This window comes from Pseudomonas sp. NFACC13-1, assembly GCF_900104425.1.
Lineage (GTDB): Bacteria > Pseudomonadota > Gammaproteobacteria > Pseudomonadales > Pseudomonadaceae > Aquipseudomonas > Aquipseudomonas fluorescens_AA.
The window spans coordinates 92353-115542 of sequence record NZ_FMXV01000016.1; the positions used below are offsets into that span (position 1 = coordinate 92353).

Below are 23190 nucleotides of genomic sequence, written 5' to 3' on the forward strand. Positions count from 1 at the left end.
AAGGATCGAATATGACCGTTGCCCTGAACAAGCAGCTCGATGAAAGCCTGCGCGATGCCCTGCTGGCGCTCTATCTGAACAAGGTCGCGCCTGACCAGGCCACGACAAAAACCCGCCAGCTCAAGACAGCCCGTGACCTCTACGAATACTGGCTGCTCGATGTGCTGGTCAGCCAGGACGTGCCCACCACGCCAGTGGCCTGCGCCATTGCCAGCCTGCAGCAGTACATCAACCGCATCCTGATGAACCTGGAGCCCGGTTACGACCCGGCCAGTATCGGCGCCGAGCGTTTGAAAACATGGCGCGATGAGATGCATCAGTACCCCACCTGGGCTGCCCATCAAAAATTGCTGTACTTCCCCGCGACTTATCTCGACCCCGCCCTGAGGGCTGATAAAAGCGAGAATTTCCGGCAACTGGAAAACGAGCTCAGCCAGAACCAGATTCAACCCGATGCCGTTCAAACGGCGGTCATGGCCTACCTGACCCGCTTCGAAGAAGTCGCCAACCTGAACATTCTCAACGGTTACATCGACGGCTCGGACTTTGCCAACAGCACCTATTACTTCATTGCCAAATCCCGCTCCGAAAACAGCTACTTCTGGCGCTCGTTGAACATGGCCCAGCGTCCGTTCGACGGCCCCCCTGCGCCACCACCGGCCATCGCACCCAAGCGGGACCAGCCGGATCCGTTCGCCTGGTCGGACTGGGAAAAAGCCGACGTGCCCATTCCCGAGAATGCGGCCGAGCACTCGATTCGGCCGGTCTGGTTCAACAATCGGCTGTTCGTGACCTGGGCAGAATGCATCCACCAGGATCCCTCCGCCAACGCCCCTTCGCAGACCAATACCACGCCATCGGGCAAGACTCACCCGCTCTTGCGCTTGAGCTATTGCTTCAAGAAACAGGACGGCAACTGGAGCACTCCGCGGGTGGCGTTGCAAGGCTATTGCGAGAATGAGGTACTTGGCAGCAAGGACGTGAACGCGATCAAGGCATTGATTCGCACCGTTGCGGTAAGGCACAGCAACGGTTCGCAAGACGTCCTGTTTCTGGCCCTGTATGGTTATGAATCCCTGGTAGCGTCGGGCGTCACCACCGACAATAGCCTCGTCTTCAACAGAACGACTTGCATCGACAAGCACCTCAGCCTTGAATCGGTTCGCTCGGCGGACTCCGCCACCGAGAAAGCATTCCTGGACACTGCCGTCCAGCGCATCCAAGCCAAAACCTCCACAGACCTGGAACTCGCAGAAGCTGCCCCGCCCAGCGACATGCCCTCTAGCATGTCGGATTTCGAAAGTGCCTATCGCGATCGGATCAACCTGCGCTATACCAGGCACGGGTCCAGGCTCACACTGCACATGACGGCGAACATCGGCATTACCAGCGTAGGATTCATAAGTGACCTGCAACGTAACACAATGCACTTGAGGGTGGATAACTCCTCCACTGTTGAACCTCACCTTCAATTCACTTTGGTATTCCCTGCTCAAAGCCTGCCGCAAACTCCCTACATGAGGCTCAATGGAGGTTCGAGACTTCGCCTCATCAACACCCCGGTCTCTCTCGACCGACGCTTCACGCTGTCCTTCAGGCACACGCCTGACGCACTGAGAGACAGTGAACACTCGCCCACCGTCACGCTATCCCGCGAGACCAACCTTGAAGGTAAATTCATTTCCACGGATGCCGTCAGGCGAATGCTCGAGGCGAGCCGGCGTGAGAATACAAGCTCCTCCACCACCGCATCGGAAACCATTACCCTGCAAGCGGCGCACGCCAAACCTTTTGACGTGGGGCCCCTCGCCGTTCTCCGCGATGAACCGCTGAACAAGCAATATGTCGTCTTCCGGCAACCACCCACCTTAGCGGACCGCCCCCTGACCTACGACGACCTGACCGTCGTGGCCGAGTCCATACCCGCGGAGCACCTGGCACAGTCCTTCGATTTCGAGTGGCCCGGTAACGATCCCGGTCACGACGGCACCACGCTTCTTCTCGGGGTGGCGTTCGTCCATCCCCTCGAACCGGCAACGAAGCTCTATTCCGTCCTCAAGGCTATTACGCTGAAGCTCCCTTTAAAGCGCCAGCAACCTCCGACCATTACCCACGTCACGACACCCGGCCTGGGAACCACCCAATTCATCGACTTCGCCAAGTCCGCTATCGAAACCAGTGACGCCTCCAGCCGACTTCGCCCACCCATCCGATTGAACACGGTATTCGCCACCGAACTGATCCGCCGTACCGAAAACAGTCTGGATGAATTGTTCGACTGGACGACGCAACACCTGCAGGAACCCGCGATGCCCGGTGACTTGGCCAACGGCATGGATTTCCATGGCGCCTATGGCCGTTACTTCACCGAGTTGTTTCTCTATCTGCCCTGGCTGGTCGCCCATCGTTTGAATGCCGAACAGCACTACGAGGAGGCCGAGCGCTGGCTGCGTTATACCTTCGACCCGGGTCGCGACAGGAAGGCCTTTTGGCGGAGTGTGCCGCTGATCGACGACAGCATGCCATCGTATTCGCATCAGGCGTCCCATGATCCGCACCAGATTGCCCTCAGTCATCCCGTGCACTTTCGCAAGGCGCTGTACTTTCTGTACCTCGACATCCTGATCAACCGAGGCGATGCCGCGTACCGCGAGATGACCCCTGACGGGCTCAGCGAGGCAAAGCTGTGGTACGTGCGCGTGCTGGACCTGCTGGGTCCACGCCCGGTCGTCCAACCGGCCGATCCCTGGGCTGCCATCAGCTTGAAAGCGCTGAGCGACACCGCCGATGACAGCCTGCGCACCTTCGAATACGCCGTGACCGGCTTGACCGGTAATCACACACTGGCCCTTCGCGAAGGCAGCTCGCGGCCGACCCTGCCGGCGATCGACAGCCCGTATTTGCATTTGCCCTTCAATCCGCAACTGCTCAAGTGCTGGGATCTCGCTGAAAGTCGCCTGTACAACCTGCGGCATAACCTCGACATGGCCGGCAAGCCGCTGCATTTGCCGATTATCGCGGCACCGCTGGACCCGCGCGCCCTCTCCAGCGCCAAGGCCCTGAGTCTCTCGGACAACCCGTCGACAGGCCTGCCGAGCGTCACCATTCCCCACTATCGTTTCACCGTCATGCACAGCCATGCCCAGAACGCCGTGGAAAGCCTCAGCCAATTCGGCACCCTGCTGCTGTCGCTGATCGAGCGCAAGGAACAGGCCCAGTTGCAGGAGCTGCAACAACAGCAAGCCTGGGACCTGGCAAAAATCTCCGTCGACCTGCAACGCCAGGCCTTGAATATCGAACGACAAACCCGCCAGGCGCTGCTGGCCGGCAAAGCGATTGTCCAGGGCCGCGCCAGCCATTACAAAAAACTGCTGGAGGACAACCTGAGTGACTCCGAGAAAAATGCGGGTTACCTCTACGTCGCCAGCGGAGCCTCAGAGCTCGCGGCGATGACCTATCAAATCGCGGCAGGCGGACTGATGACGCTACCCAACGTCTTTGGCTTCAGCAACGGTGGCAGCCGGTGGGAAGGGCCAATGCTCTCTGCCTCCGCCGCAGCCCATAGCGCCGCCATCATCAGCCGCACGGCAGCGGACCAATACGACCGTCTGGCATCGTTCAATCGACGCTGGGATGAATGGATGCAAGCGTATGATCAGTCGCAACTGGAACTGGCCCAGATCGACGCACAACTGGCGCAATTCACTGAGCAGGAAACCGCCACTCGCCTGCAATTGCGGCTTGCCGAATCGACCCTGGGCCAAGCCAAGGCCCACTACGACTTCCTCAGCAAACGCTTTACCAAGGCACAACTGTATCAATGGCTGAACAGCCAGTTGGTCGCACTGTATCGCCAGGCCTACGACGCGACATTGAGCCTGTGCCTGGCCGCCGAAGCCTGTTGGCAGTATGAAATCGCCGACTTCGACACACGCTTCATTCAACCTGGCGCCTGGCATGCGACCTATCGCGGGCTTGGCGCTGGCGAGCGGCTGAAGATGAACCTGTTGAAGATGCACGCCGGGTACCTGCAACGTCACGAGCGGGAGCTGGAGATCCGCAAGACAATATCGTTGCGACAACTCAAGGGCAAAACCGCTGACAGCTCTCTCAACAAGGAGTGGGGACAGTTGCACGCCGACCTGAAGCAAGGCGGATGCGAGTTCGAGCTGACCCATCAATTGTTCGAAGACGATTACAAGGACCAGCGACATTATCTGCGACGCATCAAAACCATCAGCGTGACCTTGCCCACCGTCGTCGGGCCTTATGAAAACATTCGAGCCACGCTGACCCAGACCGCCAGCACCGTGTTCCTGTCGCCGGACAATCAAGGACCGGCCATGGAGAGCTGGCGCGCCAACCAGCAGATCGCCCTTTCGACGGGTGTCGACGACAACGGTCTGTTCACTCTGAACTTCAACGATGATCGATACCTGCCGTTCGAATACACCGGCGCGATTTCCAAGTGGCGGTTGACCTTCCCGAACCCCGAGGCCCAAAAAGACCTGCTGGAGTCGCTGACCGACGTCATCGTGCACGTGAGCTATACCGCCAGGGTCGGTGGAGGTGTGCAATGAATGAACACGCCCCGCTGCCTGTCACCGCACCGTCCCTGCCCAAGGGGGGCGGCGCCATCCAAAGCATCGGCAAAGGATGGAGCCCCGTCGGCGCCCACGGTACGGCCTCCTATGAGATTGCCCTGCCCATTTCGCCAGGGCGTGGCTTTGCGCCGCCCTTGACCCTGAGCTATCTCAGCTCGCTCGGCAACGGGGTGTTCGGCATCGGCTGGGGGCTGTCATTGCCCAGCGTGACGCGCCGCACCAGCAAGGGTGTACCGGCGTACACCGAGGCTGACGAGTTCGTCGGCCCCAGCGAGGTGGCGTGGCTAGCCGAGCGCGATTCACAAGATGTCATCGCCGCCACCTACATCGACCACTACAACGGTCTGGACTTGGGTACGCGCTATACCGTCACCCAATACTTTTCAAGGATCGAAAGCCACTTCGACCGAATTGAGCATTGGTCCTCGCAAGACGATAAGGCCGGCTTCTGGCTGGTGCACGGTGCCGACGGCAGCCTCCACCTGTTTGGCAAGCACCTCTCAGCACGGCGCACCGATCCCCAGGACACGAGCCGTGTCGGCGAATGGCTGCTGGAGGAGAGCCTGAACGCCCACGGTGAGCACATCCTCTACCAGTACAAGACAGACACCACCGCCCAACGCTATTTGAGCCAGGTCAGCTATGGCAATTTCAAGGCTGACCCACACCTGTACGGGTGGACAGCGGATCGGCTCGCGAACGCGCAATGGCACTTCGAGCTGCTGTTCGACTACGGCGAACGGACCACCGCCTACACAGAAAAACCGTCGTATGAGGGGCAGCAGTGGCAAGCCCGGGGCGATGCATTTTCCAGCTTCGCCTACGGTTTTGAGTTGCGCACCGAACGGCTCTGTCGCCAGGTCCTGATGTTTCACCGTTTCCCTGAGGAATTGGGCGCCGTCCCCGTCCTGATACGGCGCCTGCTGCTGGATTATCGCCAGACACTTCTGGGTTACCCGCTCCTTAGCGCCGCCCATGACCAGGCGTTCGGCGAAGGTGAAGCGGCCGAAAGCCGACCGCCCGTCGAATTCAGCTACAGCGCCTTCCAGCTTGCGCCTGAGCCCCTTGCCTGGCGGCGTTTCCAGGACATGCCGGGGCTCAACGACGGCCATGCCTATCAACTGGTGGACCTGTACGGCGAAGGCCTGCCGGGGGTGCTTCATCGAACCGACAACGGTTGGCATTACCGCGAGCCCGTGCGGGCCAGTACCCAAGGCGACGACGTGGCCTACGGGCCGTGGCGAAGGCTGCCCCACATCCCGGTGACCGACACGGCCACACCGGTGCACCAGGCCCTGAATGACGTCACGGGTGACGGTCGTTTGGACTGGCTCGTCGCCCAGCCGCAAGTGAGCGGCTTTTTCGCCCTCGATGCCGAACGAAGCTGGTCGGGCTTTGCCACGTTCAATGCCCTTGCGCCAGAGTTTTTCAGCCCCCAAGGGCTGTTGGCCGACCTGATGGGCGCCGGGCTCGGCGATCTGGCGGTGATCGGCCCGCGCAGCGTTCGCCTGTACGCCAACCAGCGGGAGCGCGGCTTCTCCCCCCCAGTGGAAGTCCCTCGCAAGGAAAACGAAGACGCCCTGCCCTTATTCAGCGCCTCACCCGGTGAACTGGTGGCTTTCAGCGATGTACTGGGCAGCGGCCAGCAGCATCTGGTGCGCATTCGTCACAACGAAGTGAAGTGCTGGCCCAACCTCGGCCGTGGGCGTTTCGGCAACGCCAGGGTGCTGGACTTTCCCGGGCTGGCCTACGACAGCTTCGACGCCGCGCGTATCCGCCTGGCGGACCTGGATGGTTCCGGCGCTGTCGACCTGATCTATCTGCAAGCGGACCAGGCGTTGATTTTCATGAACCGCTGCGGCCATGGTTTCAGCCCCGCGGTTGCCCTGCCTTGGCCGGAAGGCCTGCGCTACGATCCTCTGTGCCAGGTCAGCATCGCCGACCTGCAAGGGCTCGGTTGTTCCAGCCTGATCCTGAGCGCGCCGCACATGACGCCGCGGCATTGGCGCTACGACTTCGTCAGCGCCAAACCGTACCTGCTCACCGGCATCCACAACAACATGGGCGCCGACCAGCGCATCCGCTACCGCAGCTCGGCCCAGGAGTGGCTGGATGAAAAACTGCAGCGGATGACGGCCGGCAAGCCCCTCACCTGCCGCTTGCCCTTGGCCCTGCACCTGGTTTGCGCTCAGACCCAAGTGGATGAAATAACCGGCAATCGACTGACCCAGGCATTCTCCTATCGCCAGGGTTACTACGACGGCATCGAACGTGAGTTTCGGGGCTTTGGCCTGTTGCTGCAAACCGACACTGAAGCGAGCCCCGGCGACACCGACGTCCAGGCCTTCACCGCCACCTGCCTGAAAAAGACCTGGTTTCACACCGGGCGAAGGGTGAACCTGCCACGCAATGGCTACAGCCGGGCAGACAAGCAAGCCGTGCCGCTGGGCAAGACCGTGCTGTGCCACTGCCCGCCAGAGTCGTTGCAGGATCGCATCATTGCCTCGCCAGACGCGGCGACCGAACTGGAAATGTCCCGCGCCCTGTGTGGCCGGGTATTGCGCAGCGAGGTCTTCGGCATCGACAGACAGTTGAAAACCACCCGTCTGTATTCGGTGGAGGAAAACCGTTATGGGCTGCGCCTGCTGCAAGCGCCCGACAGCGTTCGCCGGCAGGCCCGAATGTTGCCCCTGCTGCTGGAGTCCATCCACTACCAGTACGAAGGCATTACCGATGACCCACAATGCCGGCACACCCTGAACCTGCAACACGACCGGTACGGCGCGCTGACCCACAGCGTGGACATCCACTACGCCCGACGAAAAACCGCCAGCGATACACCACCGTTCAGCGAAGCCGACCCGCAACAGTGGTGGCGCGACGCGCATGACCCGGCGCAGCAGCTCTACTACCTGAACGAAACCCGTGCCGAATTCATCCATCTGCAGACGCCCCAGCAATGGCGACTCGGCCTGCCTTATCGCCAGCGCACCCAGGCGTTGCAGCGCCCCAAGCGCCCTGCGGACCAGGGGTTGAGCCCACGGGACCTGTCTTTCGAAACGCTCAGCGAACTCACGCAACAGACCACCTGGAAAACCCAAGGCGTGCTGACCGGCTTGTCCGTGCAGCGCTACAGACACGCGTCGAGCACAGCGACCCTGCCGGACGGCGTCGCGGATTTTCAGGCCCTGGTCGACCATCTGGAAAGCGCCGAACTGGATGAAAACGCCCTGGGCGCGTTCCAATTACTGCCACAGGACAGCCGCCCCAAAGGAAAACTATTGGAGCGAATGGGTTATCACCGAATGAGCGATTTTCTTCTCGACACCGCGCCGGAGAAAAAACTCTGGTCAGTCAAAAGCGCTTTCACCACCTACGCGCCATTGGCGGGTTTCTACAAAACCAGAAGCGTACAACCGAGCGAAAGCCAAGGCGTGTACGAGATAGGCCATGACCCATACGCTTGTCTTGTCACCACCTTCAAACTACCCGACGGCTGCACCACCCAGGCGTTTTACGATTACCGTTCACTCCAGCCCCTGCGCATCATCGACCCCAACGGTAACGTACAAGAAAGTCTGTTCGATGCGTTCGGCCAAGTATTGGCCACCTCTTTTCATGGGGACGAGCACCACACACCCGTAGGTTTCAAGCCGCTCGCACAGTTCAAACGGCCACCGTTCAGCAGCCCCGCGACCGCCATCAGGCAAAGCAGGGAGGCCCTGCAAGACGCCGCTATGACCCTCTATTACGCGCCCTTCAGTTGGATGGGGCGTGTATCGAAGGTTGCCCGGTCGGACAGCGACTGGCTGGCACGTTGCGTGGGTAACGGCGACCTGCTGCCCAGCGGCCATATCCGCGCATCGGCCCGAGCCCACCTGGCGGAGCTTCAGACATCCTCCGCCGACGACCTCAAGCTGAAACACGAAATCGCAGCCGCGCCCCGTGAACCGATACACATCGCCACGCTGGTCGCCGACCGCTTCCCGGATGACCCCCGAAGACAAATCCGCATCGCTGTCAGTGGCTTCGATGGCTTCGGGCGCCCCCTGCAAAGCAAGCAACTCGTCGAACCGGGCCAGGCTTACGTCGTCGACGCCAAGGGCGACCTGACACTGACGGATGGAAAGCCCAAGGAGCAGATCGCCGCCAGGCGCTGGCGTGTCAGCGAACGGGTGGAATACAACAGCAAGGGCCTGGCGGTGCGTATCTACCGCCCATATTTCGCCGACCGGCACAGCCACATCAACGATGCGTCCTTGCGCCAGTCCGGGCATTTCGACCAACACTTCTACGACCCACTCGGACGCCCCAGCCACGTGTTGCTCGCCAGGCAAAATGGCCTCGCCTATCTGCGCCGGCATACACGTCACCCCTGGTACACCGTGGACGAGGACGAGAATGACACGCTGCAGGAAGTCCTGTCCGAACACGCCGCCACGGCTGGAGGTGGCGTATGAACGACGCACGCCTTCATCACAAGACGCCCATGATCAATGCCCTCGACAGTCGTGGCCTGCCCGTGCGGCAAATCGCTTACTACCGGCGTGACGCCCAGGCGCCCTCCCAGGTGCGCATTGCCCAGCAAGACTATGACGCGGCGGGACGAGCGGTGGCGCAGCGTGATCCCCGACTGTTTGCCATGGCGACCGGCGGGGCGAACCTGCGGACGGTCTTCAGTTTGTCCGGCAAGACACTGTTGCTCGACAGTATCGATGCCGGGTGGCGCCTGTACCTGCCTGGCGATGCCGGGCAGCTATCGCACTGCTGGGATCAGCGAGGCACCTATTGGCGAACCACCTATGACACGCAACTGCGCATGACGGCCGTCCATGAACAAGCGGCAGGCGACGTACCGCGCAGGGTCGAATGCCGGCATTACGGCGACAATTCGCCGGAGTCCGCGGTGCATAACCAGTGCGGTGCGCTGATCCGCCACGATGACAGCGCCGGCACCTTGTTGATCCATGACTATGGGCTTTGCGCCAAACCTCTCAGCCAGACCAGGCACCTGCTGGCCACCGCCGAACGCCTGGACTGGCCAGCGCAGGAGACAGACCGCGATCGCTTGCTGGAACAGGGGAACGGCTACACCACCCGCTGGCGCTACGACGCGCTCGCCGAACTCATCCAGCAGACCGATGCCGCCCAGCACCAGCAGCGCTACTCGTTCGATGTCGCCGGTCAGCTCAAGTCCGTGGGCCTGCGGATAAGCAACACGGCGACCGAAAAAGTCATCATGAGCGATCTGGTCTATAACGCGTCCGGCCAGCTCGAGTCCCAGACGGCCGGCAACGGGGTCGTCAGTCGCGCCGTGTACGATCCGGCCAACGGTAGACTGACCAAACTGCTCACGTCGCGGGCGGCCAGCACCTTGCAGGATCTGCGCTACACCTACGACCCGGTGGGCAACGTGACGCAGCTGGAGGACAAGGCCCAACCGGTGCAGTTCGGCAGTAACCAGCGGGTCGAAGCCGCCAGCACATTCACCTACGACAGCCTTTACCAATTGATCAGCGCGACGGGCCGCGAGGCCGCCGGATTGACCAGCCCCCCGGACCTTCCAGCCCTTGGCAAAACACCCATCGACCCGAATCAGCTGTTCAACTTCACCGAACACTACGAGTACGACACTGGCGGCAACCTGATCGAATTGCGCCATCGTCGCGACGGCAATCACTATACCCGGACCCTGAACGTGGCCGCCGCGAGCAATCGCCTGCGCGCCTGGAATAAAGGCCAATCGACACCCGACGTGGCAGTGGACTTCGATGCCAACGGCAACCAGCAGGCGCTTTCCCCAGGCCAGGCGCTGACATGGAACCTGCGCAACCAGCTCGACGGCGTGGTGTTGGTACGGCGTGAAAACGCTGCCGATGACATCGAGCGCTATCGCTACGACAGCGGCGGTCAACGAGTACGCAAGCTCCAGACAACCCTGGGCGCAACACGGGTTCACACTCGGGAAGTCCGTTATCTGCCGGGCCTCGAAATTCGCACGCGCGATAATGAACGCCTGGAAGTCATCACCCTGCAAGCCGGTCGCTACAACGTGCGCTACCTGCACTGGACCGAAGGCCGACCGTCCGGTATCGCCGCCAACCAGATTCGCTATGGCCTTGGCGACCACCTGGGCTCCAGCTCACTGGAACTTGACGACCAGGGCGGCCTGATCAGCCAGGAAAGCTACCTGCCCTACGGCGCAACCGCTTGGCAGGCCTCCCGCTCAGCCGTGGAAGCCGACTACCGGACCCTTCGCTACTCCGGCAAGGAACGCGATGCCAGTGGCCTGTATTACTACGGGCAGCGGTACTACGCGCCGTGGTTGCAACGCTGGATCAGTCCCGACCCGGCAGGGGCGGTCGATGGCTTGAACCTGTATGCCCTGGTGGGAAACAACCCCCTCAGGTTTGTCGACCGTCAAGGATGGATGAAGGAGGATTTCCTCCAATGGATGAAAGAGGATGGCCACGCCCGTTCCCTGAAAATGATGCAGCCGCCACCGACGAAACACGCTAAAAAACGTGCCGGCACTCATCAGGAAGGTCCTCCAGATCCCGACGCCAGCCCCAGTTTCAGCAAAACCAAACGCAAGGAGCTGGTCGTTCACTCCTATGGCTTAGTCGTGGATCGCAATGGCGACAACGATGTGGGTCTCAACGAGTACTACAACCTCACCGGGCCCAAATCCGGCCCGGAGGGATACCGCGGCGTAGACAAGGCGTATGACGGCACCGCCGAAAGCAAGCAGTTCTACCTGAATTTCGGAAGCTACAGGATCGGCAATACCCACGAATACCTGGCAGATCTGGCCGAACGATACAGCGCGACGAAAAACGATCCGATCCATAAAATCGAACTGGACCCCGACGCGTTAAAGAGCGAGCCGACGCTGAGCAGGACCGTCGAGGATGTCCATGAACTCCAGCAGTACACCCAGAACCTCATCGCCACGCACATCGAGAAATCCGGCAACATCATTCCCAAGCTCACGGGGGGGCCAGGGGCGCACGGAGAAGTCCGCGTACTCAACTCGGTCGTTGCGCTCTATCCGGGTCAAGTTGAAAGGGTGCTGTCAAATACGCAACTGTTCACCGAAAAATTGACCGGCGCGGACAAACCGAAACCTTTCATTGCCTGCTTCAATTGCAGCGGCATCATTCCGCAAAACGTCAGTATCCAGACGGGGCGCCACGCTATGGACTATGCGAAATACAACGAGCATGTCTTGGCTATCAATCGTGCTCCGCGCCCTGGTCCCAGTCCCTGACTGCACCTGGCCAGCTCAAACCCGCTCGGATCCTGCCTGGCCTGGAGGACTCGAGCGGGGGCGCCTCTCAGACAGTGATCGCATTGGTAAACACCAACCGGTTCCCAAACGGATCGACCACCGTCATGTCCTGGCTTCCCCAGGGCATGGCCTGGATCTGGGGGTGGGCGTAGCGATACGCCTTGTCCTGCAATTGCTGCTGGAACGCTTCCAGCTCATCGGTCTCGATCCGCAGGGCCGAGCCCGGCGTGCAATCGCCATGGTGCTCGCTCAGGTGCAACACGCAGTCGCCACGGGAGACCTGCAAGTACAACGGGAAGTTGTCACCGAAGCGATGTTGCCAGTCGACGGTAAAGCCCAGGAAGTCGACATAGAACGCCAGCGCCTTGGTTTCATCGAAGATCCGCAGGATCGGGGTGGTTTTACCGAAGCTCATGGGTTGCTCCCTGGCTGAAAAGACCCAGTTTAGTGGGTTGACCCCAATGCTTCGGCCTTGGACCCGGCTTCTTTAGTGTCGCAGTGCCATTATTGTGACGCCAATTTACACAATATCAGCCGCTTACACGTCATTCGCAGGAGCAAACCCCTGGCGCAGATCACCCTCCCGCGCCAGGAACCGGCCTTCCCGGCGCCCGTTAGCCTGCCCTTCGCGGTAGCTCAAGACACCATTGACCCACACGCCATCAATCCCTTCGGCAGCCCGTTGCGGCTCGTTGAAATCGGCCACGTCGCGAATGGTGTGCGGATTGAACAGCACCAGGTCCGCCCAATGGCCTTCGCGGATTTCCCCTCGTTGCTTGAGGCCGAAACGCGCCGCTGAAAGGCCGGTCATCTTGTGCACGGCGGTGTGCAGCGCAAACAGCCCGACATCACGACTGAAATGGCCCAGCACCCGTGGGAAAGCGCCCCACAAGCGCGGATGAGGAAACGGGTCTTCGGGCAATCCGTCGGAGCCGACCATGGATAGCGGATGGGCGAGGATTCGGCGGACGTCGCCTTCGTCCATGCCGTAGTACACCGCACCGGCCGGTTGCAGGCGCCGCGCCGCTTCCAACAGCGACACCGCCCATTCGCGGGCGATGTCGGTCAGGTCGCGCCCGCCCATTGACGGGTGCGGTGTCGACCAGGTGATGGTGATGCGATGGGCATCGGTCACTTGCTTGAGATCCAGGGTCGAGGAGCTGGCCGCGTAGGGATAGCAGTCGCAACCGACCGGATGGGTTTTCGCCGCGTTCTCCAAGGCCGCGAGCACCTGCGGGCTGCGTCCCCAGTTACCGGCCCCGGCACACTTGAGGTGGGAAATGATCACCGGGCTCTGCGCATGGCGACCGATCTGGAACGCCTCGTCCATGGCCTCGAGCACCGGCTCGAATTCGCTGCGCAGGTGGGTGGTGTAGACCGCGCCGAATGCACTCAACTCTTCGGTCAGTTGCATGACTTCGTCGGTGGACGCCGAAAAAGCGTTGGCATAGGCCAGGCCGGTGGACAAACCCAGTGCACCGGCCTCCAGGCTTTCGCGCAATTGCCGGCGCATGGCAGTGATTTCGCCCTGCGAGGCAGTGCACAACAAATCATCCATGTGGTTGCTGCGCAACGCCGTATGCCCGACCAACGCGGCCACGTTGACCGCCGGTTTCGCCGCCTCTACCGCCCCACGATAATCTCCGAAGCGCGGGTAGGCGAACGCCTGGGCCGTGCCGAGCAGGTTCATCGGGTCCGGTGGATCGCCCCGCAGGCTCACCGGCGAAGCGCTGATGCCGCAGTTGCCGACGATCACCGTGGTCACGCCCTGGCTGAGCTTGGGCAGCATCTGCGGTTGGCGAATCACCACCGTGTCGTCGTGGGTGTGCACATCGATGAACCCAGGCGCCAGCACGCGGCCGCCGGCGTCGATGTCTTCAAGCGCCCGGGCATCGCCCAGCTCGCCGATGCGTTCGATGCGCCCGGCGCGAATGCCGACATCGGCGTGGTAACCGGGGCTGTCGCTGCCGTCGATGACCAGCGCATTGCGGATAAGCGTGTCGTACAGCATGTCAGTCTCCCAGCGGCAAGTGATCGTCGCCGCCGCGGTAATCGTCCAGGGCGAGTTTGACCCGCCGCAGGCGCTCTTGATTGTCTTCGGGATGGGCCAGCGCCAGCTCGGTGGCGAGCACGTCGATGGCCAGCAGCATGCCGTAGCGCGCCGCCGTGGGTTTGTAGATGAACGAGGTTTCGGCGCCTTGCAGGGGCAGCACGCAGTCGGCCAGTTGGGCCAGTGGCGAGTCGGCGCGGGTGACGGCCAGGATCGCCGCGCCGTAGCTGCGGGCCAATTCAACGGCACTCAACAGCTCCGGCGTGATACCGGTCAGTGAACAGGCGATGACCAGATGCTGGTCACTCAGCGAAGTGGCGGTGATGCGCATCATCACCGGGTCGCGACAGGCGGCAATCGGGTAGCCGAAACGCACCAGCCGCACCTGCAACTCCTCGCCGCACAGCGCCGACCAGCCACCGAGGCCGAACGCATGAATCATCCGTGCCTTGCCGATCATCCGCACGGCATCGCCGAACCGCGACTCTTCGAATGCCGACAGATGCTGGCGCAGAGTCGCTTCGATATCGCCGACGATCTGTCCATAAAACGCCGATTGCTCCGGCGCGCCGGCGGGGTCGAGGAAACGGCTGCCGACACCGCTGGCCTGGGCCAGTTGCAGGCGCAAGTCCCGCAGGTCGCGGCAACCGACGGTACGGGCGAAGCGCGACAGGGTAGCGCTGCTGACTTCCGCCCGTTGGGCCAGTTCATCGAGGCTGGCGGAGGCGGCAAAGCCGACGTCTTCGAGCATCAGCCGGGCGATTCTTCCTTCGCCGGCGCTGAAGGAATCCTGGCGGGAACGGATCTGGTAGAGGATGTCCATGGCGGCTCCTGTTGGGGTGCGTTGCGCTCAAAGCAAGCGCGAAAGCCCGAGGGTCAAGGCGAACGCGACCACGGAAATCAGCGTTTCGAGCACCGTCCAGGTCTTGAAGGTTTGCGTGACGGTCATATTGAAGTATTCCTTGATCAGCCAGAAGCCGCCGTCGTTGACGTGGGAAAAGATAACCGACCCGGCCCCGGTGGCCAGCACCAGTAACTCGGGATGGGGATAACCCAGGCCAATCGCCACGGGCGCGACGATGCCCGAGGCCGTGGTCATCGCCACCGTGGCCGATCCGGTGGCAACCCGCATCAGTGCGGCGAACAACCAGCCCATGACCAGCGGTGACAACTGGAACTCCTGGGCCAGGCCGACAATCTGTTGCGTGACCCCGGCGTCCACCAGGATCCGGTTCAAACCACCGCCGGCACCCACCAGCAAGGTGATGCTGGCGGTCGGTGCCAGGCATTCGTTGGTGAACTTGAGGATCGATTCGCGGTTGAAGCCCTGGGCCAGGCCGAGAGTCCAGAAGCTGAGAACGGTCGCCAGCAGCAAGGCGATCACCGAGTTGCCGATGAACAGCAGGAACTGATTGAAACCGCTGCCCGGCGTGGAGATCAGGTTGGCCCAGCCGCCGATCAACATCAGAATCACCGGCAGCAGAATGGTCCCCAGGGTCACGCCGAAACCCGGCAGCCTGGCGCGCGGCTCGCGGTCGAGGAATTGTCGCTCCAGCGGGTTCTCGGCCGGTAGCTGGATGCGTGGCACGATGAATTTGGCGTACAGCGGGCCGGCGATGATCGCGGTGGGAATGCCGATCAGGATCGCGTACAGCAAGGTCTGGCCCACCGAGGCCTGGAACGCCTGCACTGCCAGCATCGCCGCCGGATGGGGCGGCACCAGGGCATGGACCACCGAAAGCCCGGCGACCATCGGCAGCCCCACCATCAGGATCGACACGCCCACACGCCGGGCGATGGTGAAAGCGATGGGCACCAGCAGCACAAAGCCGACTTCGAAGAACAACGGCAAGCCCACCAGGAAGGCAATGCACACCATTGCCCAGTGGGCGTTGCGCTCGCCGAAGCGTCCGATCAGCGTCTGCGCCATCCGCTCCGCCCCGCCGGACTCGGCCATCATCTTGCCGAGCATCGTGCCCAAGGCCACCACCAGTGCAATGTGCCCCAGCGTCTTGCCGACACCCGCCTCGTACGCCCCCACCACACCTGACGGCGGCATCCCGGCCAGCAACGCCAGGCCAATGGAAACCAGAGTAATCACGATGAACGGATTGAGTCGATAACGGGCGATCAGAACGATCAGCGCAATGATGGCGATGGCCGCGTAGACCAGTAGCCAATAACCGAAAGCAGGGGCCATGCGTTACTCCTCGAATGGGGGTCACGTCGATGTGTTGTGAAACTCATAAATCATTTCACCGAGGATTCTTCAAACCCATTGAAAGTAATTTTCGCCCACAGGCAAGAAATGTCGCTGACGGACATCGCGATGCAGCCGCTATGAAAATCCGGCGCCGGACTTTCATACAGAACCCTTCTCTTGTGGTGAGGGGATTTATCCCCTCACCACAGACGGCTGGCCGCCCCGCACTCAATTCCGTACCATCCGCAGCTGTTTTCGCACCACGCCCCGGCAGCCGACGCTCCACCGGCGCCCAGTCAGGTAAATCATGAAACCAGCACGCCTTCGCGCCGATACCCTCGCCGGCCTCACCACCTCTTTCGCCCTGCTCCCCGAGTGCATCGCCTTCGCCCTGGTGGCCCATCTCAATCCGCTGATGGGGTTGTACGGTGCGTTCATCCTGTGCACGCTGACCGCGTTGTTCGGTGGTCGCCCCGGGATGGTGTCAGGCGCGGCGGGATCGATGGCCGTGGTGATCGTCGCCTTGGTGGTGCAACACGGTGTGCAGTACCTGTTGGCGACCGTGCTGCTGGGCGGGTTGATCATGATGGCGTTCGGGTTGTTACGCCTGGGCAAGCTGGTGCGCATGGTGCCGCACCCGGTGATGCTCGGCTTCGTCAACGGCCTGGCGATCGTCATTGCCCTGGCCCAGTTGGAACACTTCAAGAATGGCGAGGCTTGGCTGAGCGGCCCGCCGCTGTACCTGATGGCCGGCCTGGTGGCGCTGACCATGGCCATCGTCTACCTGCTGCCGCGCCTGACCCGCAGCGTGCCGCCGGCGCTGGTGGCCATCCTCGGTGTTGGCCTGGCGGTCGACCTGCTCGGCCTGCCGACCCGAACACTGGGCGACATGGCCCACATCGCCGGCGGCTTGCCGACCTTTGCCCTGCCGGACATTCCCTGGAACCTGCAAACCCTGCAAATCGTCGCACCCTATGCGGTCATCATGGCGATGGTCGGTTTGCTGGAAACCTTGTTGACCTTGAACCTGACCGATGAAATCACCGAGAGCCGCGGTTATCCGGACCGTGAGTGCGTGGCGTTGGGCGCGGCCAACATGGCCTCCGGCTTGCTCGGCGGCATGGGCGGTTGCGCCATGATCGGCCAGACCATGATCAACCTCAGCTCGGGCGGACGCGGGCGGTTATCCGGCGTGGTGGCCGGGGTGATGGTGTTGCTGTTCGTGTTGTTCCTGTCGCCGCTGATCGAGCGCATCCCGCTGGCGGCGCTGGTGGGCGTGATGTTCGTGGTGTCCCAACAGACATTCGCCTGGGCCTCGTTGCGGGTGGTCAACAAAGTGCCGGCCAACGATGTGCTGGTCATCATCGCGGTGACGGTGATCACGGTGTTCACCGACCTGGCCGTGGCCGTGCTCTGCGGGATTATCATCGCGGCGCTCAACTTCGCCTGGCAACAAGCCCGGGAGCTGTACGCCGACACCCACGAGGAAGCCGACGGCAGCAAGCTTTATCGCTTGCACGGCACGCTGTTCTTCGCCTCGTCGACGCCGTTCCTCAACCAGTTCGACCCGGCCAACGACCCGGCGCTGGTGACCCTCGATTGCCGTCACTTGCGCTTCGTCGACTACTCGGCCGTCGCCGCGCTCAAGACCCTGCGCGAGCGCTACAGCAAAGCGGGCAAGCACCTGCGGGTGTTTCACCTGTCCGAGCGTTGCAAGCAAATGCTCAAGCGCGCAGGCGTGCAGCACGACTGAAGCAACACCCAACAAAAACTGTGGGAGCGAGCTTGCTCGCGATAGCGGTGGGTCAGCCAACTTCAGTACTGAATGACCTGGCGCCATCGCGAGCAAGCTCGCTCCCACAAGGGTGCTTATTCTGCTGGCACTGTCGATGTCACCATCTCATCGAGAATCCACTCCACCACCGACGTCCGCTTCGGCGTCCAGCCCAGCAGCTCACGGGCGTTCGTGCCTCGCACACGGCTGTTGGAACCCAGGCCATAGTTGGCCATTTCGTAGCCCCATTCGGCCTCGGCTTCGGCCAGCGGCCAATCTTGCGGCTCGCCCAGCTTCAGCGCCCGGGCCATGGCAGTGGTCATGTCGATGAACGAGGCCTCGTCGCTTTCAACGAAATAGAACGTGCCGGGTACGTTACGGGTCAGAGCCAACTTGTACAGCTCGACCACGTCTTCGATGTGCACGTTGGACCAGATGTTCTGCCCCGGTCCCACATGCCGCACCACCCCGCTTTTACGCGCCTGCTTGAGCAGCCGTGGCAACTGCACACTGTCACGCTTGACCCCCAGGCTGTGGCCGTAGATCAAGGTGTTGCAGATCACCGCCGAATTCACGCCTTGCTGGGCGGCATCCAGGACAAGATTGTCGATGGCGACACGGGCCGCTTTGTCGACCGTGGGTGGCGGCAGATGGCCTTCCCGGTAGATGTCATCGCTGTGACGACCACCGGAAGCATCGCCGACAATGCTCGAACCGCTGGTGTGCAGCAGCACTTTGTTCGAGCCTTCGAGCCCTTCGATCAGGGCTTCGACCGCACCCCGATGATCGCTGCTGGCGGCGTTGATCACGGCGTCGGCGGTACGGGCCTGTTCGGTGAGCAGCGCGCTGTCCTCGAGGGTACCAATGACCGGCTCGATGCCCAGCGCAGTGAGTTCGCTCGCCTGTTCGGCACTGCGCACCAGACCGCGAACCTGATGCCCGGCGCGTACCAGGCCGGTGGCGATGGAACCGCCGATAAAACCGGCAGCGCCGGTGATGAATACGTTCATGGGATAACTCCTTGGCAACCTGAGTGATGGGACGAGTATCGAGGACTGGTCCTTGCCGAAACAGTCCACATTGCCCAAATCACTCTTGCCTTGAAGTCACGAATCAGCCCTTGAAGTCCCGCGCGGCGTAGTCGGCGAGCTTGCCCTGGATGAAGTCCAGGAAGCACTGGATCCGCAGGGCCAGTTGCGAGTTGCGGTAGTACACCGCATTGATTGGCTGGCGGTATCCGCTGTTGGCATCGGCCAGCAGCACCTTCAGCCGACCGGCCTGGATGTCTTCGCGGGTCATGAAGTCTGACAGACAGGCAATGCCCTGCCCTTGCAGCGCCAGGTGCCGCACGGTCTCGCCGCTGGACGCGCTGATGGCGGGCTGGATCGGCCAGCGATCACCGTGCCGGTGGCGCAGCGGCCATTGATTGAGGCCCTCGTTCTGGGCAAACCCCAGCAATGCGTGCTCCGCCAGTTCGGCGACGCTGGTGGGTGTGCCGTGCCGCTTCAAATAGGCCGGGCTGGCGAGGATGTGCAACGGGCTGCAGCCCAGGGCGCGGGCGTGGAGCGTCGAGTCGGTGAGGGTGCCGATGCGGATGGCGATGTCGGTGCTTTGCTCCAGCAGGTCGATGATCAGGTCGTTGCTGTTGAGTTCGAGCTGGATATCCGGGTAAAGCCCGCGGAACTCTTCAATGTGCGGGACGATGGCGTGCAGCATGAACGGCGAGGCCGCGTTGATCCGCAAGCGTCCCGCGGGATTTTTCTGGCGGGACGACAGGCGCTCTTCCAGTTCATCCATCTGGTCGAGGATGCCTTTGGCCTGTTCGAAGAAGTACTTGCCCTCCTCGGTCAGGTCCATGCGCCGCGTGGTGCGGTTGATCAGCGTGATGTCGAGCTTGGCCTCCAATCGCGACAGCGTGCGGCTGACCGCCGATGGCGTCTGCCCGACCTGTTCGGCGGCGGCGGAGATCGATCCGCACTCGATCACGCAGACGAAAATCTGCAACTCGTCGGATCTGGCTTTCACGTATCCCCCTGTCGATTGATCTTTGTGGCGAGGGGATTTATCCCCGCTGGGCCGCGAAGCGGACCTTAGCCAACGACGCGATGTACCTGAGCAATCATGTCGTCATGCCTCGGCGTCTGCTTCGCAGACGAGCGGGGATAAATCCCCTCGCCACAGATCCACCGCGCCCCGGACCAGACAGATAGTAACGGGGTACGTCGCAAAAAGGTCACGCCTTCAGGCCGAACACCTCGATCAAATGCCGCTCATACCGCGCCACATCCTCTTCGATGTTCGGGCGCTTCATCACGTCCACGCACAGGAAGGTCGGCAGGCCGGTCATGCCGAGGAACTGATTGGCCTTGTGGAACGGGAAGTACACCGCGTCCACGCCCTTGGCTTCGAAGAAGTCGGTCGGGTCGTCGAAGGCTTGCTGCGGGGCGTTCCAGGTCAGGGACAACATGTACTGCTTGCCTTGGATCAGGCCGCCGCTGCCATATTTCTGCGAGGCATCGGAACGGGTCCGACCGTCGCTGGCATAGAGGCTGCCGTGGCCTTCGGTGAAGACTTCGTCGATGTATTTCTTCACGGTCCACGGTGCGCCCATCCACCAGCCTGGCATCTGGTAAATGATCACGTCGGCCCAGAGGAACTTGGCGACTTCCTCCTGGACGTCGTAGCCGCCGTCGATGAAGGTGGTTTTCACATCGAAACCGCCACGGTCCAACACGCTGAGCGCCGTGTCGTGGAGGGTGGCGTTATAGCGACCGTCGGAGTGGGCGAATTGTTTGCCGCCGTTGAGCAACAGGACTTTTTTCATGGGGAGCCTCATCGGGTTCCACGGCGTGGGCCGTTGGAGGGCCGCTGCATGGAAAGGTTGAAAATGATGGCGGCAGGGTACCGACGAGCTTCGCGCGGAATAAGCACCGCAACGGCAAAACTGATTTGATCTATACGCAAGAATGGAAGGCCGATTGTTGCCGTAAGCTCCGACACCTCTTTATATTCAGGAGCCCCCTCGATGAGCGAACTGCACGGTTTCATCCTGCATGCCAAGACCCGCCCGGAAAAAGCCGAAGCCTTCGAAGCGCTGTTTCGCGCCTACGTCGAGCCAAGCCGTGCCGAGCCCGGTTGCATCGAATACCACATGCTGCGGGACCAGCAGGATCCAACGCTGTTCATCTTCTATGAAATCTGGGCATCCCAGGCGCACCTGGAGGTGCACTCGAACCTGCCGCACATGCGGCAATTCTTCGAGCGACGCATGGAGTACCTGGAGCGCGACTTCGACATCCGCCGCGTCGACATGCTCAGCCCGTCCTCGGCTAGCCGCTGATCAGCAGATGGCCGCCGAGCACGCCGAGGCCGATGAAAAATGCCCGTTTGAACCACACGGCGCTGATCCGCTGGCGCAACCATTGCCCTAGCCACATCCCCAGCAGCGCCGGTGCCACTGCCAACAACGAAGCACTCAACTCGCCCCCGCCCAGCTCGCCGCGCCACAACAGGCCGGCGGCCAGGGCCAGGGTAGAAACGGTGAAAGACAGGCCCAGGGCCTGCACCAGTTCATCCTTGCTCAAGCCCAGCGCTTGCAGATAGGGCACCGCCGGAATGACGAACACACCGGTGGCGGACGTGATGAGGCCGGTCAGCAGCCCACAAAGCGGAGCGATCCACGATTCGGCATCGGGATCGACCCGCAGCGTTGGCAGCAACAATCCGCTCAACGCATACAGCAACAATGCCCCGCCCAAGGCCCGCACGACCCAAGCCCCGCCTGTCATACCGAGCCACAGCGTACCGAGCCCGGTGCCCAAGAAAATCGCCAGCAGCAGCGGCCACAGGCGCCGGATCAGGGCTTGCAGATGACCGCCGAACGCCAGTTGCCAGAGATTGGTCAGGGTCGCCGGGATAATCAGCAACGCCGCAGCCTGTGGCGGAGACATAGCCAGCCCGAGCAAGCCCATGGAGACGGTCGGCAGCCCCAGGCCGATCACACCCTTGATGGTGCCGGCCAGCAGGAAGGTGACGATGACCAGCAGGGAAAGGGCCAGGCCGAGATTTTGATAGAAAGCGATAAGTGTGTTCATGGGGGTATCGTGCGCCCCGGGACCTAGCCTGAAAATCTGCCATATACTGAGGGTGCCTCTCTTGTGACAAGAGGCTGTAAATTCGTTGATGCTGACGACGTCATCGCGAGCAAGCTCGCTCCCACAGTTTGAAATGCAATCCTCCTGTGGGAGCGAGCTTGCTCGCGATGACGATGTACCAGACACCAGACAAACCCGGCACAGGATCACCAGCCCATGCACTTCGACCTCACCGACCTGCGCCTCTACCTGAACATCCTCGACACCGGCAACATCACCGCCGGTGCGGCCCGCAGCCATTTGTCCCTGGCCGCGGCCAGTGCGCGGGTCCGGGCCATGGAAGCTTCCCTGGGCATCGATCTGCTTGAGCGCGGACGGCGTGGCGTAACCCCGACGCCGGCTGGCAGGGCCCTGGCCGAGCATGCCCGGGCCCTGTTGCAACAGGCCGAACGCCTGCAACAGGACCTGGCCGAATACGCCAAGGGCGTCAAAGGCCGGGTGCGATTGCTGTGCAACACCAGCGCCATGACCGAGTACCTGCCCGAACTGCTGGCCGGCTTTCTCAAGGCCCATCCCCACCTAGACATCGACCTGCAGGAATTACCCAGCTCACGGATCACCCATGCGCTGCGCCAGGGCGCGGCGGACCTGGGGATCGTTTCCGACGCGGTGGACACCCACGGCCTTCAGGCCTGGCCGTTTCGCGACGATCCACTGGTCTTGATCCTACCGACCGGGCACCCACTGGCTGACGGTCGAGCGGTGCGGTTCAGCGAGACCCTCAGCCATGACTATGTCGGCCTGAACGCCTCCAGTGCCCTGGCGATTCACCTGGAAGAACAGGCCCTGCACATCGGCTCGCGCATGCAAATCCGCATTCGCGCCGATGGTTTCGACGGCATGATTCGCATGGTGGCCCATGGTGCAGGCATTGCCATCGTGCCGAAGGCGGCCATCGACCGGCGCCCACCCGAGCCTTCGTATCACTGCGTCCCGCTGCAAGAGGCCTGGACCCACCGGGCGCTGCTGCTGTGCGCCCGCCACTTCGACGGTTTGCCGGCCTACGCCAGCGCCCTGGCTCGACATCTGGCCGATTGATGCGCGCTTCTGGATAGCTCGATGTCGACCACAGGCATCTACCCACCCAGGCCACGCGTTAGGGTGCCTGTTCTCT

General features: G+C 62.0%; 14 protein-coding genes. 6 read left to right on the forward strand and 8 right to left on the reverse strand.

From position 1 onward, the window contains the following. The first annotated feature begins 11 nt into the window (after window positions 1-11). Genes BLQ55_RS19730 through BLQ55_RS19740 form a run of 3 tightly spaced genes read left to right on the forward strand, consistent with a single transcriptional unit; the run spans window position 12 to window position 11874 of the window. On the forward strand, window positions 12-4580 hold the full coding sequence (locus BLQ55_RS19730) for a Tc toxin subunit A-related protein (RefSeq protein ID WP_092256112.1): 4569 nt from the start codon (window positions 12-14) through the stop codon (window positions 4578-4580). Beyond that, the gene (locus tag BLQ55_RS19735; RefSeq protein WP_092256115.1) at window positions 4577-9064 is read left to right on the forward strand and encodes a SpvB/TcaC N-terminal domain-containing protein; all 4488 of its coding nucleotides are present in this window, start codon (window positions 4577-4579) and stop codon (window positions 9062-9064) included. The genes BLQ55_RS19730 and BLQ55_RS19735 overlap by 4 nt, the downstream gene beginning before the upstream one ends. Beyond that, complete coding sequence (locus BLQ55_RS19740) at window positions 9061-11874, forward strand: RHS repeat domain-containing protein (RefSeq protein WP_092256118.1); 2814 nt, start codon at window positions 9061-9063, stop codon at window positions 11872-11874. The genes BLQ55_RS19735 and BLQ55_RS19740 overlap by 4 nt, the downstream gene beginning before the upstream one ends. A 67-nt stretch (window positions 11875-11941) precedes the next feature. On the opposite strand, the gene BLQ55_RS19745 is transcribed toward BLQ55_RS19740, so the two are convergent. From BLQ55_RS19745 to BLQ55_RS19760, 4 genes are all read right to left on the reverse strand, one after another. After that, complete coding sequence (locus BLQ55_RS19745; RefSeq protein ID WP_060739274.1) at window positions 11942-12310, reverse strand: glyoxalase superfamily protein; 369 nt, start codon at window positions 12308-12310, stop codon at window positions 11942-11944. A 123-nt stretch (window positions 12311-12433) separates the two neighbouring features. After that, complete coding sequence (locus BLQ55_RS19750) at window positions 12434-13906, reverse strand: N-acyl-D-amino-acid deacylase family protein (RefSeq protein WP_092256120.1); 1473 nt, start codon at window positions 13904-13906, stop codon at window positions 12434-12436. Between the two features lies 1 nt (window position 13907). Next, the gene (locus BLQ55_RS19755) at window positions 13908-14768 is read right to left on the reverse strand and encodes a MurR/RpiR family transcriptional regulator (RefSeq protein WP_072411014.1); all 861 of its coding nucleotides are present in this window, start codon (window positions 14766-14768) and stop codon (window positions 13908-13910) included. Between the two features lie 27 nt (window positions 14769-14795). Further along, window positions 14796-16145 (reverse strand): GntT/GntP/DsdX family permease, encoded by a 1350-nt coding sequence (locus tag BLQ55_RS19760; protein WP_092202005.1) that lies wholly within the window; start codon window positions 16143-16145, stop codon window positions 14796-14798. A gap of 310 nt (window positions 16146-16455) precedes the next feature. On the opposite strand from BLQ55_RS19760, the gene BLQ55_RS19765 reads away from it, so the two are divergent. Continuing rightward, window positions 16456-17901, forward strand: a complete 1446-nt coding sequence (locus tag BLQ55_RS19765) for a SulP family inorganic anion transporter (RefSeq protein WP_092202003.1) — start codon at window positions 16456-16458, stop codon at window positions 17899-17901. A 116-nt stretch (window positions 17902-18017) separates the two neighbouring features. Here the strand turns inward: BLQ55_RS19765 and BLQ55_RS19770 are convergent, their stop codons facing one another. From BLQ55_RS19770 to BLQ55_RS19780, 3 genes are all read right to left on the reverse strand, one after another. Next, window positions 18018-18932: an NAD-dependent epimerase/dehydratase family protein gene (locus BLQ55_RS19770; protein WP_092256122.1), complete on the reverse strand. Its 915-nt coding sequence runs from the start codon at window positions 18930-18932 to the stop codon at window positions 18018-18020. Window positions 18933-19035: 103 nt separating this feature from the next. Next, a complete protein-coding gene (locus tag BLQ55_RS19775; RefSeq protein WP_092201999.1) occupies window positions 19036-19947 on the reverse strand; it encodes a LysR family transcriptional regulator in 912 nt (303 codons plus the stop codon). Window positions 19948-20155: 208 nt separating this feature from the next. Further along, window positions 20156-20746 carry an NADPH:quinone oxidoreductase MdaB gene (locus tag BLQ55_RS19780; RefSeq protein ID WP_092201997.1) on the reverse strand — a complete coding sequence of 197 codons (591 nt, stop codon included), beginning with the start codon at window positions 20744-20746 and terminating at the stop codon, window positions 20156-20158. A gap of 201 nt (window positions 20747-20947) precedes the next feature. Between BLQ55_RS19780 and BLQ55_RS19785 the strand changes: the two genes are divergently transcribed. Continuing rightward, on the forward strand, window positions 20948-21262 hold the full coding sequence (locus BLQ55_RS19785) for a putative quinol monooxygenase (protein WP_092201994.1): 315 nt from the start codon (window positions 20948-20950) through the stop codon (window positions 21260-21262). On the opposite strand, the gene BLQ55_RS19790 is transcribed toward BLQ55_RS19785, so the two are convergent. Next, window positions 21252-22016, reverse strand: a complete 765-nt coding sequence (locus BLQ55_RS19790; RefSeq protein ID WP_092201992.1) for a sulfite exporter TauE/SafE family protein — start codon at window positions 22014-22016, stop codon at window positions 21252-21254. The two genes, BLQ55_RS19785 and BLQ55_RS19790, sit on opposite strands and share 11 nt — an antisense overlap. Window positions 22017-22232: 216 nt before the next feature. Here BLQ55_RS19790 and BLQ55_RS19795 point away from each other — a divergent pair, with 216 nt between their 5' ends. Then, entirely contained in the window at window positions 22233-23114 is an 882-nt protein-coding gene (locus BLQ55_RS19795) for a LysR substrate-binding domain-containing protein (protein ID WP_092201990.1), read from the forward strand. Window positions 23115-23190 lie beyond the last annotated feature (76 nt).

Excerpts from the sequence above, each read along its gene's own strand:
- BLQ55_RS19730 (WP_092256112.1), top strand. The coding sequence starts at position 12 with ATGACCGTTGCCCTGAACAAGCAGCTCGATGAAAGCCTGCGCGATGCC.
- BLQ55_RS19735 (WP_092256115.1), top strand. The coding sequence starts at position 4,577 with ATGAATGAACACGCCCCGCTGCCTGTCACCGCACCGTCCCTGCCCAAG.
- BLQ55_RS19740 (WP_092256118.1), top strand. The coding sequence starts at position 9,061 with ATGAACGACGCACGCCTTCATCACAAGACGCCCATGATCAATGCCCTC.
- BLQ55_RS19745 (WP_060739274.1), bottom strand. The coding sequence starts at position 12,310 with ATGAGCTTCGGTAAAACCACCCCGATCCTGCGGATCTTCGATGAAACC.
- BLQ55_RS19750 (WP_092256120.1), bottom strand. The coding sequence starts at position 13,906 with ATGCTGTACGACACGCTTATCCGCAATGCGCTGGTCATCGACGGCAGC.
- BLQ55_RS19755 (WP_072411014.1), bottom strand. The coding sequence starts at position 14,768 with ATGGACATCCTCTACCAGATCCGTTCCCGCCAGGATTCCTTCAGCGCC.
- BLQ55_RS19760 (WP_092202005.1), bottom strand. The coding sequence starts at position 16,145 with ATGGCCCCTGCTTTCGGTTATTGGCTACTGGTCTACGCGGCCATCGCC.
- BLQ55_RS19765 (WP_092202003.1), top strand. The coding sequence starts at position 16,456 with ATGAAACCAGCACGCCTTCGCGCCGATACCCTCGCCGGCCTCACCACC.
- BLQ55_RS19770 (WP_092256122.1), bottom strand. The coding sequence starts at position 18,932 with ATGAACGTATTCATCACCGGCGCTGCCGGTTTTATCGGCGGTTCCATC.
- BLQ55_RS19780 (WP_092201997.1), bottom strand. The coding sequence starts at position 20,746 with ATGAAAAAAGTCCTGTTGCTCAACGGCGGCAAACAATTCGCCCACTCC.
- BLQ55_RS19785 (WP_092201994.1), top strand. The coding sequence starts at position 20,948 with ATGAGCGAACTGCACGGTTTCATCCTGCATGCCAAGACCCGCCCGGAA.
- BLQ55_RS19790 (WP_092201992.1), bottom strand. The coding sequence starts at position 22,016 with ATGAACACACTTATCGCTTTCTATCAAAATCTCGGCCTGGCCCTTTCC.
- BLQ55_RS19795 (WP_092201990.1), top strand. The coding sequence starts at position 22,233 with ATGCACTTCGACCTCACCGACCTGCGCCTCTACCTGAACATCCTCGAC.